Source organism: Mycobacterium sp. NGS62 (assembly GCF_059812285.1).
Genome location: NZ_JCALCK010000003.1, coordinates 258482 through 272108, shown reverse-complemented (window position 1 = coordinate 272108; position 13627 = coordinate 258482). Strand labels below are relative to the sequence as shown.

Genomic DNA, 13627 nt, shown 5'->3' with positions numbered 1-13627 from the left:
TCGTGCGGTGCCGTTGGACGGAAACACCGCTGCTCAGTGGGTGCCCACTGGCTCGGTCACGGTCCGGGTTCCCGGGAAGGTCAACCTCTATCTGGCCGTCGGTGACCGCCGCGGCGACGGCTATCACGAGCTGACCACGGTTTTTCACGCCGTCTCCCTGGTCGACGAGGTGACGGTGCGAAACGCCGATGTGCTGTCGCTGGAGTTCTCCGGCGAGGGCGCCGATCAACTGCCGGTCGACGAGCGCAATCTGGCCTGGCAGGCGGCCGAGCTGATGGCTGAGCACGTCGGCCGGGCTCCCGATGTCTCGATCGCCATCAACAAATCCATCCCGGTAGCCGGCGGCATGGCCGGCGGCAGTGCAGACGCCGCCGCGGTGCTGGTCGCCATCAACGCGCTGTGGGAACTCGGCGTGCCGCGTCGCGACCTGCACACACTGGCCGCCAAGCTGGGCAGCGACGTGCCGTTCGCGCTGCACGGCGGCACTGCGTTGGGCACCGGTCGGGGCGAAGAGCTGGCGACCGTACTGGCGCGCAACACCTTCCACTGGGTGCTGGCATTCGCCGACGGCGGCATGTCTACCCCCGGTGTGTTCGATGAACTCGACCGGCTTCGCGATGCCGGGTCGCCGCCGCGGCTCGATGAGCCCGGACCGGTGCTGGCGGCGCTGGCCGCCGGCGACCCCGAGCAACTGGCGCCGCTGATGGGCAACGAGTTGCAGGCGGCCGCGGTGAGCCTGGAACCCGCGCTGCGGCGCGTACTGCGCGCCGGCGCTGAAGCAGGCGCGCTGGCAGGCATCGTGTCGGGCTCCGGGCCGACGTGTGCGTTCTTGTGCCGCTCGGCCCCCGCCGCGGTCGACGTCGGCACCCAGCTGTCCGGAGCCGGCGTCTGCCGCACGGTGCGGGTCGCAAGCGGGCCGGTCCACGGCGCCCGCGTGGTGCCGGCGCCCGTTAGTGAGGTGTGACACCTCTTTGACGTCGAAGTTTGGACGTTACTTAAGAGGAGTTTAAGATGATCGGCGGTGACGAATAGCGGTCCAGAAGCGCGCCCGATTCTGTCGCCTGCCGAACGGTTGGGCAGGCGGTTTTTGAGTCGACGGCCACGGCGTGTCCTTGTCGACGCCGCGCCGTTGCGCGAGGTTACTGATTCATCACCGCTTCGAGACAGAACCGCTCCCCAATTGTGTATGCGCGCCTCCTGTGCAGTACCCCCTAACAGGGGCAACCTGAGATCCAGGGACGTTGCGCTGGAACCGAGGAGGTTGTCGTGAGCAGGTTTACCGAGAACTTGTTCCGTAACGCTCACGAGAGCACGAAGGGCATGGTGACCGGCGAACCGCACCAGCCGGTCCGGCACACCTGGCTCGAGGTCCACGAGCGTGCCCGCCGCGTGGCCGGCGGCCTGGCCGCTGCGGGGATCGGCCACGGCGACGCGGTCGGCGTGCTGGCCGGCGCACCGGTGGAAATCGCGCCGACCGCCCAGGGGCTGTGGATGCGCGGTGCCAGCCTGACCATGCTGCACCAGCCCACGCCGCGCACCGACTTGGTGATATGGGCGGAGGACACCACCACCGTCATCGACATGATCGAGGCCAAGGCGGTCATCGTCTCCGACCCGTTCATGGCGGCCGCGCCGGTGCTGGCCGAGCGCGGTATCAAGGTCATGACCGTCGAGCAGCTGCTGGCGTCGGACCCGATCGACCCGATCGACACCGACGAAGACGATCTGGCGTTGATGCAACTGACGTCCGGCTCGACAGGATCGCCCAAAGCCGTTCAGATCACCCACCGCAACATCTACTCCAACGCCGAGGCGATGTTCATCGGCGCCAAGATGGATCCCAGCGGCAACGACGTGATGCTCAGTTGGCTGCCGTGTTTTCACGACATGGGCATGATCGGCTTTTTGACCGTACCGATGTACTTCGGCGTCGAGCTGGTCAAGGTCACCCCGATGGACTTCCTGCGCGACACCCTGCTGTGGGCCAAGCTGATCGACAAGTACAAGGGCACGATGACCGCCGCGCCCAACTTCGCCTACTCGCTGTTCGCCAAGCGACTGCGCAAGCAGGCCAAGCCCGGCCAGTTCGACCTGTCGACACTGCGGTTTGCGCTCTCGGGAGCCGAACCTGTCGAACCCGCCGACGTCGAGGACCTGATCGAGGCGGGCAAGCCGTTCGGCCTGCGGCCCGAGGCGGTCATGCCGGCCTACGGGATGGCCGAGACCACGTTGGCGGTGTCGTTCTCCGAACTGGGCGACGGACTGGTCGTCGACGAGGTGGACGCCGACCTGTTGGGCGCGCTGCGCCGCGCGGTGCCTGCCGCCAAGGGCAATACCCGCCGGTTCGCCTCCCTGGGTCCGCTGCTGGAAGGGCTGGAGGCCCGCATCATCGATGAGGACGGCAGTGTGCTGCCGCCCCGCGGTGTCGGGGTGATCGAGCTGCGTGGCGAGCCGGTGACGCCCGGCTACATCACGATGGGCGGCTTTATCCCGGCGCAGGACGAGCACGGCTGGTATGACACCGGCGACTTGGGTTACCAGATGGAGAACGGCCACATCGTGGTGTGCGGCCGCGTGAAGGACGTCATCATCATGGCGGGCCGCAACATCTATCCGACCGACATCGAGCGTGCCGCCTGCCGCGTCGACGGGGTCCGCCCGGGCTGCGCGGTGGCTGTGCGACTGGACGCCGGACATTCGCGGGAGACGTTCGCCGTCGCGGTGGAGTCCAACGCCTTCGAGAGCCCGGCCGAAGTCCGCCGCATCGAGCATCAGGTGGCCCACGAGGTCGTCGCCGAGGTGGACGTCCGGCCCCGCAACGTCGTGGTGCTTGGCCCCGGCACGATTCCGAAGACCCCGTCGGGCAAGCTGCGGCGGGCCAACTCGGTCACGCTGGTCACCTAGCGTTTCTGCGCCTAACTGCGCGAGTGTGCGCAAACCCGGCTATTAATGCGGCGTGTCGACCGGGGACACGCACGCTCGCGGCCGACCACGGCAGCCCACTTACCAGGCGTGGACGACGTTCTGAGCGGGCTCCAGACCCAACTCGAGCAGCAGCTCGGTGGCGTCGGCGGCCTGCTCGCAGATCGTGGGAACCTCCGCACGTTCGGCGGCGGTGAAGTTTTCCAGCACAAAAGCCGCCGGGTCCTTGCGTCCGGGCGGACGCCCGATACCGATCCGCACCCGCTGAAAGTCCTTGGTGCCCAGCACTGACGCCACCGAGCGCAGCCCGTTGTGGCCGCCCTCGCCGCCGCCGATCTTGAGCCGTACCCGACCGAAGTCCAGGTCGAGGTCGTCGTGGATGACAATGACGTCGCCGGGCGGCACGGAGTAGAACTTCGCCAGCGGCCCCACCTGACGTCCTGACTCGTTCATGTAGCTGCGCGGTTTGGCCAGGACGACCGAGCGCCCACCGAGCCGGCCGGTGCTGATCTCCGTGCCAGACTTCTTGTGCGCCTTGAACTTCGACCCCAGCCGCGCGGCAAGCAGATCGGCGACCATGAACCCCAGATTGTGCCGGGTCTGGGCATAGTTTGGTCCCGGGTTGCCGAGGCCGACCACCAACAGTGGCTCGGCCATCTGTTATTCGGACTCGGGTGGGGCTTCGGCTGCCCGTTCTTCAGTGGCCTCCTCGGCCGGCTCCTCGCCCTCCGCGGCCGCGGTCACCTCGCCGGCGCCCTCGCCTTCGAGTTCCTCGGCAGTCGGCGCGTTCACCACGTTGACCACCAGCAGCTCGGGGTCGGACACCAGGCTGACGCCTGACGGCAAGGTGATCTCGCCGGCGGTGAACTGGGTGCCCGGTTCGGCGCCTTCGACCGAGATCGTCAGCTGCTCGGGAATCGACAGCGCCTCGGCCTCGATCTCGATGGTGCTGGTCTCCTGGGTCACCAGAGTGCCCGGGACAGCTTCGCCCTCCACGTCGACGGTGACCTCGACGACCACCTTCTCGCCGCGGCGCACCACCAGCAGATCAGCGTGCTGAATGGTGCGGCGAATCGGGTGGATGTCCAACGCCCTGGTCAACGCCAACTGCTCTTTGCCGTCGATCTTGAGGCTCAGCACGGCGTTGGTGCCGGCGTGTCGCAGCACCGCGGCGAAGTCGTGTCCGGGCAGCTCCAGGTGTTGCGGCTCGCTGCCGTGCCCGTAGAGGACCGCGGGAATCTTGCCGTCGCGGCGCGCCCGTCGGGAGGCGCCTTTGCCGGTCTCAGTGCGTACGGAAACGCTGAGCTGGTTGGCGGACGAAGTCGCGGATTTAGCCATGGTGTCGCTCCTGTGTTGGTCGGGGCACGGCCAGCATCGCGACAACCGGAATGTCGGTCCCCGTCGATAACGGTGGCTTGCCAAAATGCCTCAGCCACCCTCGCCGTGACGCCCGGCCAGGTTAGCGCATCAGCACCTCAGAGCGGAAATTTGGTGTCGGTGAGACGCTCGGACAGGTCCCAGAGTTCGCCGGCGGTGTCGGCGCGTTTGGCCAGTGGGCTGCGGCCGACCGGCCGGGTCGAGCCGAACATGCCGAACCGCGGCCCGACGAACGTGTCGCCCCGCAGTTCCTGGGATGCCGCATACAGCGTCTGCCGGGCGCCGAAGTCGGCGTCGGTGGCCAGCATGCGGGTGCCCCACGACACCACCGCATCCCCGAACTTATGACCGGAACGCCCTTGCAGGTTGGTGTGCGAATAACCGGGGTGGGCGGCCAGGGCTCGCAGCGCCGATCCGGCCGACTCGAGGCGCCGCTGCAGCTCGCTGGTGAACAGCAGGTTGGCGAGCTTGGCCTGCCCATATGCTTGCCAGGCCGAGTAGGGCCGCGCCGTCCAGTTCAGATCGGTGAGGCTGAGGCGCCCCATCCAGTGCATGATCGACGACACCGTGACCACCCGGTCGGTGAGCTTGGGCAGCAAAAGGTTGGTCAACGCGAAATGGCCGAGATGATTGGTGCCGATCTGGCTTTCGAAGCCGTCGGACGTCACCGCATGCGGGGTGGCCATGATGCCGGCATTGTTGATCAGCACGTCGACGCCATCGACGCCGTCGGCGAAGCGACGCACCGATCTCAGCTCCTGCAGGTCCAGTTGGCGTACCTCGACGTCCCCGGGCATGTGTTGAGCGGCGGCCTCGCCCTTGCCGGTGTTGCGGACGGCCAGGATGACCTGAGCACCGACACGGGCCAGTTCGCGGGCTGTCACCGCGCCCAGGCCGCTGTTGGCGCCGGTGACGACGACGGTGCGTCCGGCGAACGACGGTAGGTCTGCGGCGGTCCAGGCAGTCATGGCAGACACACTAATGCGCGGGTCGGACGCGCGGCGGCCGCTACTTGGGTGCGACGGTGAAGCCGCGGATGATCGCCTCGACGTCGGCGGCTTGGGCGACGGCTTGGTCGGCCAGGCTGGTTATCGTGAGTTGCACGAGGTAGTGCTGAGAGTCCGGCTGTGCTCCGGTGGCGATGACGACTCGGTTGAAGGTGTGCAATCGCCTGCCGTTGAGGTCGTAGCTGCCCTGAACCATCGACGAGGGGAAGCCCTGGAAGTCGGCGTTGGACGCGTCCAGCTGTTTGAAGTTCTGCGCCAGCACGGCATCGGCGTTGGCATGCTTGGCCACTTCGTGGGCGTCAAAATCACCGTTCAGCTTGGAAACCACCAGCATCGCGTTCGGAAGGTTGCCGTCCTTGGCAAACATTTCCGTTTCCGGCGGGATAGCGGGGTTGGTGTACTTTTCCCAGCCCGGCGGGGTGGGCATCGACACCGTCAAGTCGGTCAGCGCACTGGGCGCCACCCGCTGCTGGCCGACGCCGCTGTCCTCCAGGTACTGCGAAAATGGGACAGGCGGCTCGGCAGGAGCCTCCGTCGTTGTCGTGGTCGTCGTCCAGATCGACTGGTAGTCAGGCGTTTCCGGCCCACAGCCGACCGTAACCAGCATGACTGCCGTTACGAAAACCAAACGTCTCACAGAATTTCGCGCACCGCGTCGATCGGCCGTCCCAGTCGAGTGCCCTTGGCGGTGACCACGAACGGCCGCTGGATGAGGATTGGATGCTCGGCCATGGCGTCGAGCAACTCGTCGTCGCCGGCGTCGTCAAGGCCGAGCTGTCGGTACACGTCTTCGTTTTTCCGCACCGCGTCGCGCACATCGATACCGGCATCGCGGATCATCTTGGCCAAGTCGTCGCGACTTGGCGGTGTTTTGAGATATTCGATCACTGTGGGATCGATACCGTTGTCGCGCAACAATTCCAGGGTCTTGCGAGAAGTCGAGCAGCGCGGGTTGTGATAGATCACGTTGTCAGGCATCTAGGCGTCTCCATCGAAAAGACCTGTGACCGAACCGTTCTCGAAGACGGCTCGAATCGTGCTGGCCAGCAGCGGCGCAATCGACAACACCGTCAGTTGCGGGAAGCGCTTGTTCTCGCCGATCGGCAGCGTGTTGGTGACGATCACTTCGCGGGCGCCGCAGGCCGCCAGCCGCTCCGATGCGGGTTCGGAGAGCACACCGTGGGTGGCCGCGATGATGACATCGCCTGCGCCGTCGTCGTGCAGCAGCTTGACCGCCCCGGCGATGGTGCCGCCGGTGTCGATCATGTCGTCGATCAGCACGCAGGTTCTGCCCTCGACATCGCCCACCACCCGGTTGGACACCACCTGGTTGGGCACCCGGGGGTCGCGGGTCTTGTGGATGAAGGCCAGCGGAACGCCGCCTAATGAGTCGGCCCATTTCTCGGCGATGCGCACCCGTCCGGAGTCGGGGGAGACCACGACCATGTCGCCGTTGGGGTAGTTGTCCTTGATGTATCCGGTGAGCAGCGGCTGCGCCCGCATGTGGTCTACCGGCCCGTCGAAGAAGCCCTGGATCTGGTCGGTGTGCAGGTCGACGGTCACGATCCGGTCAGCGCCGGCGGTTTTGAGCAGGTCGGCGACCAGTCGCGCCGAAATCGGTTCACGGCCGCGGTGCTTCTTGTCCTGCCGGGCGTAGGGGTAGAACGGCACCACCGCGGTGATCCGCTTGGCGCTGCCCCGCTTCAGCGCGTCGATCATGATCAGCTGCTCGACCAGCCACTGGTTGACCGGCGCCGGGTGTGACTGCAGGACGAACGCGTCGCAACCGCGCACCGACTCCTGGAACCGCACGAAGATCTCACCGTTGGCGAAATCGCGGGCGGTCTGCGCCGTGACGTGGACGTCGAGCTGCTTGGCGACCTCCTCGGCCAGCTCCGGATGAGCGCGACCCGAGAAGAGCATCAGATTTTTGCGGTTGTCGGTCCACTCGTGGCTCACGCGCTGCCCCCGCCGTTCGGATCGAGATGACTGCCTGTTGGCTGGCCTACATATATTAAGGACAAAATCGCCCGGTTTGGCGCCGGGGTGACATCAAGAAGGTTCACTGGGCGCCTCCGGCTCGGTGGCGGCGCGCGCCTTGTCAGCGGCTTGGGCGGCGGCGCTGCCTGGGCGCTTGCGCTGCACCCAGTCTTCGATGTTGCGCTGCGGGCCCGCCGACACCGCTAACGCTCCCGGCGGGACGTCGTCGCGCACCACCGTGCCGGCCCCGGTGTACGCGCCGTCGCCGACAGTGACCGGGGCGACGAACATGGTGTCCGAGCCGGTGCGCACGTGCGAGCCGATCCGAGTGCGTTGTTTGGATTCGCCGTCGTAGTTGACGAACACGCTGGATGCGCCGATATTGCTGTGCTCGCCTATGTCGGCGTCGCCGACATAGGTCAGGTGCGGCACCTTGGTACCGGTGCCGATGGTGGAGTTCTTGGTCTCGACGAATGCACCCAGCTTGCCGTCGGGCCCGAGCACCGAACCCGGCCGCAGATAGGCAAACGGACCGACCGTCGCGCCGTCGCCGATCGCCGCCGACGTGGCGTGGGTGCGGATCACCGAGGCGCGCTCGCCGACGGTGACGTCGGTCAAGGTGGTGTCCGGGCCGATGACGCAGTGTCCGCCGATGCGGGTGTGGCCGCGCAGTTGGGCGCCCGGCTCGATGACCGTGTCGCGGCCGATACCGACGTCGATGTCGATCCAGGTGGTGGCCGGATCGACGACGGTGACGCCGGCTCGCTGATGGGTGGCCACGATGCGGCGGTTGAGTTCGGCGCCCAGTTCGGCGAGCTGGACCCGGTCGTTGACACCGGCCACCAGCGTGCTGTCGTCGACGTGGCGGGCGCGCACGGCTTGGCCGTCTTGCCGCACGATGGCGATTACGTCGGTGAGATACAACTCCTGTTGGGCGTTGTCGGCGGACAGTCGGCCCAGCGCCGAGCGCAGGGCCGCGACGTCGAAGGCGTACACGCCGGCGTTGACTTCGCAGATCTGCTGCTGCGACGGTGTCGCGTCCGCCTGTTCGACGATCGCGATGACTTCGTGGTCCTGGGTACGCAGGATGCGCCCGTAGCCGGTGGGGTCGGCGAGCGTCGTGGTCAGCACGGTGACGGCCGCCGGTTGGGAGCCGTGCACGGCGATCAGGTCGGCCAGCGTATCGGCGTCCAGCAGCGGAATATCACCGGAGGTGACCACCACGACGCCGGCGAAGTCGGCGGGCAGCGCGGACAGCCCGCACTGCACCGCATCTCCGGTGCCCAGCTGCTGGTCCTGCAGCGCCACGTCGACGGGGCGTCCCAGGCTGTCTGCCAGCTCGGCGACGACCGGTTCGATGCGCTCGTGGTCGTGGCCCAGCACCACGACCAGATGCTGCGGCGCCAGCTTGCCGATGGCCTGTAGGCAATGCGCCAGCATGCTGCGCCCGGCAATGGGATGCAGCACCTTCGGGGTATCGGAACGCATCCGGGTGCCAGCTCCCGCTGCCAATACCAGGACCGCCGTTTCGCCTTGGGTCGTCATAGACACTCCTGCCGCGAGTGTGCGTGTTGGTCCGCCGACACGCCGTTCAGCGTGTCATTATCCGCATGCTCGCCGCAAAAGCGGGCCAAAAAGCTCCGTCGCCAGGACTCGAACCTGAACTCTCAGAACCAAAATCTGATGTGCTGCCGATTACACCACGACGGATCGGGATGCCAGCGACGACTTTAGCCCGACGACGATGCAGACCGCGTGGCGGTCTGAGGAGGAATCGGGCAATCCAACCCAGCCCGACGACGATGCAGACCTCGTGGCGGTCTGCGACCCGATAACCTGATAGGCGTGGCAGCGCCGGATAAGGAAGTGCGTGCGCCGCGCGCCAGGATGACCGGCAGCGAGCGCCGGCACCAACTCATCGACATCGCCCGGTCTCTGTTTGCCGAGCGTGGCTATGACGGCACCTCGATCGAGGAGATCGCGTTGCGGGCCAACGTGTCCAAACCAGTAGTCTACGAGCATTTCGGCGGCAAAGAAGGGCTGTACGCGGTCGTCGTGGACCGGGAGATGTCAGCGTTGCTGGATGGCATCACGTCGTCGTTGACCAACAACCGGTCGCGGGTGCGCGTCGAACGGGTGGCGTTGGCACTGCTGACCTACGTCGAGGAACGCACCGACGGGTTCCGGATCATGATCCGCGACTCGCCGGCCTCGATCAGTTCGGGCACCTACTCCAGCCTGCTCAACGACGCCGTCAGCCAGGTCAGCTCGATTTTGGCCGGCGACTTCGCCCGGCGCGGTTTGGATCCTGATCTGGCGCCGCTGTATGCCCAGGCGCTGGTCGGTTCGGTGTCGATGACTGCGCAGTGGTGGCTCGACACCCGCGAGCCCAAGAAGGAGGTCGTCGCCGCGCATCTGGTCAACCTGATGTGGAACGGCCTGATCGGTTTGGAGGCCGATCCGCGTCTGCAGGACGAATAGCGCTGGCTGCGATCGCAGGCGCGGTCAAGATCCCGCGCCGCTCGCGCGTCGTGTGGTGGCGATCACGTCGGGTTGGCCAGTGCCGCAACGTGAATCGAGCGACGCATAGAATGGTGGTAATCATGGCGCCACTCCTCTTCATCGCTACGTTCTGCATCGTCGTGGCGCGATCATGACCGTAACCCCGATCGCGGGGCTGATGGAGTTAGCGCTCAGCGCGCCCACGTTTACCCAACTCATCGAGCACGCAGCCGACCGACCCGCCGAGTTGACGCTGGTCGGCCCGGCCAGCGCGCGAGTGTTCGTCGCCAGTGCGCTGGCGCGCGGGGGCCCGCTGTTGGTCGTCACCGCGACCGGCCGGGAAGCCGACGACCTGACCGCCGAGCTGCGCGGCGTTTTCGGCGAGACGGTGGCGATGTTCCCGTCCTGGGAAACACTGCCGCACGAACGGCTCTCACCCGGCGTCGACACCGTCGGCGCGCGGTTGATGCTGCTGCGCCGGCTGGCCCACCCCGCCGACACCAGACTGGGGCCGCCGCTGCAGGTCGTGGTCACTGCCGTGCGCTCCCTGCTGCAACCGATGACCCCGCAGCTGGGCCGGCTGGAACCGCTGACCCTTGCCGTCGGCGACGAGGTCGACTTCCAGGGGGTGATCGCCCGACTTGTCGAACTCGCCTACACCCGGGTCGACATGGTCGGCCGGCGCGGGGAGTTCGCGGTCCGCGGCGGCATCCTCGACGTCTTCCCGCCGACCGCCGAGCATCCGGTGCGAGTGGAGTTCTGGGGCGACGAAGTCAGCGAAATGCGGATGTTCGCGGTGGCCGACCAGCGTTCGATCGCCGAGATCAACGTCGACAGCCTGGTCGCGGTCGCCTGCCGCGAACTGCTGCTCACCGAGGCGGTGCGGGCGCGGGCAGCCGAACTCAGCGCCCAGCGCCCGTCAGCAGAAAACGCCGTGACCGGCAGCGTCGCCGACATGCTGGCCAAGCTTGCCGAAGGGATTCCCGTCGACGGCATGGAGGCGCTGCTGCCGGTGCTGCGGCCCGACGACTTGTCGCTGCTGACCGGCCAGCTGGCCGACGGCGCTCCGGTGCTGGTCTGCGACCCGGAAAAGGTCCGCACCCGCGCCGCCGACCTGATCAAAACGGGCCGGGAATTTCTCGAAGCCTCCTGGTCGGTGGCGGCGCTGGGGGCAGACGCACCGATCGACGTCGAGCAGCTCGGCGGATCGGGTTTCCGTGAGCTCGACGAGGCGCGGGACGCGGCGCGACAGGCCGGCCACCCGTGGTGGACGCTGAGCCAGCTGTCCGACGAGTCGGCGATCGAACTCGACATCCGCTCGGCGCCCTCGGCCCGCGGCCATCAGCGCGACATCGACGGCATCTTCGCGATGCTGCGCGCCCACGTGGCCACCGGTGGCTACGCCGCCGTCGTCGCACCCGGAACCGGGACCGCCCATCGCGTCGTGGAGCAGTTAGCCGAAGCCGACACGCCCGCAACGATGCTGGAGCCGGGCGTCGCACCCAAACAGGGCGTCGTCGGAGTGCTCCAGGGCCCGCTGCATGACGGGGCGGTACTTCCGGGGGCCAACCTCGTCGTCATCACCGAAACCGACCTGACCGGAAACCGGGTGACCGCCACCGAGGGCAAGCGGCTGGCGGCCAAGCGGCGCAACGTGGTTGACCCGCTGGCGCTGACCGCCGGCGACCTGGTGGTGCACGACCAGCACGGCATCGGGCGGTTCGTGGAGATGACCGAGCGCACCGTCGGCGGCGCCCGGCGCGAATACCTGGTGCTGGAGTACGCCTCAAGCCGGCGCGGTGCGGACAAACAGACCGACAAACTGTTCGTGCCGATGGACTCGCTCGACCAGCTGTCACGGTATGTGGGCGGGCAGGCGCCGGCGTTGTCCCGGCTCGGCGGCAGCGACTGGGCCACCACCAAGACCAAGGCCCGTCGCGCCGTCCGCGAGATTGCCGGCGAGCTGGTGTCGCTCTACGCCAAGCGGCAAGCCGCGCCGGGCTACGCGTTCGGGCCCGACACCCCGTGGCAGGCGGAAATGGAAGACGCTTTCGGCTTCACCGAGACCGTCGACCAACTCACCGCCATCACCGAGGTCAAGGCCGACATGGAAAAACCGGTGCCGATGGACCGGGTGATCTGCGGCGACGTCGGCTACGGCAAGACCGAGATCGCGGTGCGCGCGGCCTTCAAGGCGGTGCAGGACGGCAAGCAGGTCGCCGTGCTGGTGCCCACCACGTTGTTGGCAGACCAGCATTTGGAGACATTTCGGGAGCGGATGGCCGGGTTCCCGGTGACCGTCAAGGGGCTGTCCCGCTTCACCGATCCCGCCGAGTCGCGCGCGGTGATCGACGGCATGGCCGACGGCAGTGTGGACATCGTGATCGGCACTCACCGGCTGCTGCAGACGGGCGTGCGCTGGAAAGACCTCGGGCTGGTCGTTGTCGACGAGGAACAGCGGTTCGGCGTCGAACACAAGGAACACATCAAGTCGCTGCGCACGCACGTCGATGTGCTGACGATGAGCGCCACCCCGATCCCGCGCACGCTGGAGATGAGCCTGGCCGGCATCCGGGAGATGTCGACGATCCTGACCCCGCCCGAAGAGCGCTACCCGGTGCTGACCTACGTCGGGCCGCAGGACGACAAGCAGGTCGGGGCGGCGTTGCGACGCGAGCTGCTGCGCGACGGCCAGGCTTTTTATGTACACAACCGGGTCAGCTCCATCGACCAGGCGGCCGCGCGGGTGCGGACGCTGGTGCCGGAGGCTCGCGTGGTCGTGGCGCACGGGCAGATGCAAGAAGACTTGCTCGAATCCACCGTGCAAGGGTTCTGGAACCGCGAATACGACGTCTTGGTGTGCACCACGATCGTGGAGACCGGCCTGGACATCTCCAACGCCAACACACTGATCGTCGAGCGCGCCGACACCTTCGGGCTCGCCCAGCTGCACCAGCTGCGCGGCCGGGTCGGGCGCAGCCGGGAACGCGGCTACGCCTATTTCCTGTACCCGCAGCACGCCCCGCTGACCGAAACCGCCTATGACCGGCTGGCCACGATCGCGCAGAACAACGAGCTGGGCGCCGGGATGGCGGTGGCGATGAAGGACCTGGAGATCCGCGGTGCGGGCAACGTGCTGGGCGTGGAGCAGTCTGGCCACGTCGCGGGGGTGGGCTTCGACCTGTATGTGCGGCTGGTCGGCGAGGCCGTTGAAGCATACCGAGCGGCCTACCGGGGCGATCTGGTCACCACCGCCGAGGAGCCCAAGGACGTGCGCATCGACCTGCCGGTGGACGCGCACCTGCCGCCGGACTACATCCCCAGCGACCGGCTGCGCTTGGAGGGATACCGGCGGCTGGCCGCGGCGCCGGACGATGCCGCAGTAGACGCCGTTGTCGAGGAACTGAACGACCGCTACGGCGCGTTGCCCGAACCCGCTCAGCGGCTGATCGCGGTGGCCCGGCTGCGGTTGCTGTGCCGGGCCGCCGGGATTACTGAAGTGACGGCCGCCTCGGCGGCGACGGTGCGGCTGTCCCCGCTGACCCTTCCGGACTCCGCCCAGGTACGGCTGGCACGGATGTATCCGGGCGCGCACCACCGTGCGACCACGTCGACGGTGCAGGTTCCGATTCCGCGTGCCGGCGGCGTCGGCGCCCCGCGCATTCGCGATGTGGAGCTGGTCGCCATGGTGGCCAAGCTGGTGGCGGCGCTCGATGGAAAACCGCAGGACAAAGTTGGTATAACCAATGCCGTGGCGACCAGCGAGGAACGGCGCGCATGACTCGCGCCGGCGACGAATTGGCACTGAGCGATGAGGCGGGGGCACCTCCCGCTTGCGG

General features: G+C 67.4%; 11 protein-coding genes and 1 tRNA gene. 4 read left to right on the top strand and 8 right to left on the bottom strand.

Annotated elements, in window-relative coordinates; all coding sequences use genetic code 11:
• Positions 1-7 precede the first annotated feature (7 nt).
• Together AC5Y49_RS10725 and AC5Y49_RS10720 are read left to right on the top strand one after the other, a co-directional pair.
• Positions 8-964 (top strand): 4-(cytidine 5'-diphospho)-2-C-methyl-D-erythritol kinase, encoded by a 957-nt coding sequence (locus AC5Y49_RS10725; RefSeq protein ID WP_499886763.1) that lies wholly within the window; start codon positions 8-10, stop codon positions 962-964.
• A gap of 302 nt (positions 965-1266) precedes the next feature.
• Positions 1267-2904 (top strand): fatty acyl-AMP ligase, encoded by a 1638-nt coding sequence (locus AC5Y49_RS10720; protein WP_499886761.1) that lies wholly within the window; start codon positions 1267-1269, stop codon positions 2902-2904.
• A 99-nt stretch (positions 2905-3003) separates the two neighbouring features.
• Here the strand turns inward: AC5Y49_RS10720 and pth are convergent, their stop codons facing one another.
• The 8 genes from pth to AC5Y49_RS10680 all read right to left on the bottom strand — a co-directional run bounded on the left by pth (position 3004) and on the right by AC5Y49_RS10680 (position 8996).
• Positions 3004-3579 carry an aminoacyl-tRNA hydrolase gene (pth, locus tag AC5Y49_RS10715; protein WP_499886759.1) on the bottom strand — a complete coding sequence of 192 codons (576 nt, stop codon included), beginning with the start codon at positions 3577-3579 and terminating at the stop codon, positions 3004-3006.
• Between the two features lie 3 nt (positions 3580-3582).
• Positions 3583-4260, bottom strand: coding sequence for a 50S ribosomal protein L25/general stress protein Ctc (locus tag AC5Y49_RS10710; protein ID WP_499886757.1), 678 nt, complete (start codon positions 4258-4260; stop codon positions 3583-3585).
• 137 nt (positions 4261-4397) lie between these two features.
• A complete protein-coding gene (locus AC5Y49_RS10705) occupies positions 4398-5267 on the bottom strand; it encodes an oxidoreductase (RefSeq protein ID WP_499886755.1) in 870 nt (289 codons plus the stop codon).
• Positions 5268-5307: 40 nt separating this feature from the next.
• Positions 5308-5913 carry an LpqN/LpqT family lipoprotein gene (locus tag AC5Y49_RS10700; protein ID WP_499886753.1) on the bottom strand — a complete coding sequence of 202 codons (606 nt, stop codon included), beginning with the start codon at positions 5911-5913 and terminating at the stop codon, positions 5308-5310.
• A 26-nt stretch (positions 5914-5939) separates the two neighbouring features.
• Positions 5940-6284, bottom strand: coding sequence for an arsenate reductase (glutaredoxin) (gene arsC / locus AC5Y49_RS10695; RefSeq protein WP_499886751.1), 345 nt, complete (start codon positions 6282-6284; stop codon positions 5940-5942).
• Positions 6285-7265: a ribose-phosphate diphosphokinase gene (locus AC5Y49_RS10690; protein ID WP_499886749.1), complete on the bottom strand. Its 981-nt coding sequence runs from the start codon at positions 7263-7265 to the stop codon at positions 6285-6287. It abuts the gene before it with no gap.
• A 93-nt stretch (positions 7266-7358) separates the two neighbouring features.
• Entirely contained in the window at positions 7359-8831 is a 1473-nt protein-coding gene (gene glmU / locus AC5Y49_RS10685) for a bifunctional UDP-N-acetylglucosamine diphosphorylase/glucosamine-1-phosphate N-acetyltransferase GlmU (protein WP_499886747.1), read from the bottom strand.
• A 93-nt stretch (positions 8832-8924) separates the two neighbouring features.
• A tRNA-Gln gene (locus AC5Y49_RS10680) sits at positions 8925-8996 on the bottom strand.
• A gap of 177 nt (positions 8997-9173) precedes the next feature.
• Here AC5Y49_RS10680 and AC5Y49_RS10675 point away from each other — a divergent pair.
• Together AC5Y49_RS10675 and mfd are read left to right on the top strand one after the other, a co-directional pair.
• Positions 9174-9767 carry a TetR/AcrR family transcriptional regulator gene (locus tag AC5Y49_RS10675; RefSeq protein ID WP_499887250.1) on the top strand — a complete coding sequence of 198 codons (594 nt, stop codon included), beginning with the start codon at positions 9174-9176 and terminating at the stop codon, positions 9765-9767.
• Between the two features lie 172 nt (positions 9768-9939).
• On the top strand, positions 9940-13569 hold the full coding sequence (mfd, locus tag AC5Y49_RS10670) for a transcription-repair coupling factor (protein ID WP_499886745.1): 3630 nt from the start codon (positions 9940-9942) through the stop codon (positions 13567-13569).
• Positions 13570-13627 lie beyond the last annotated feature (58 nt).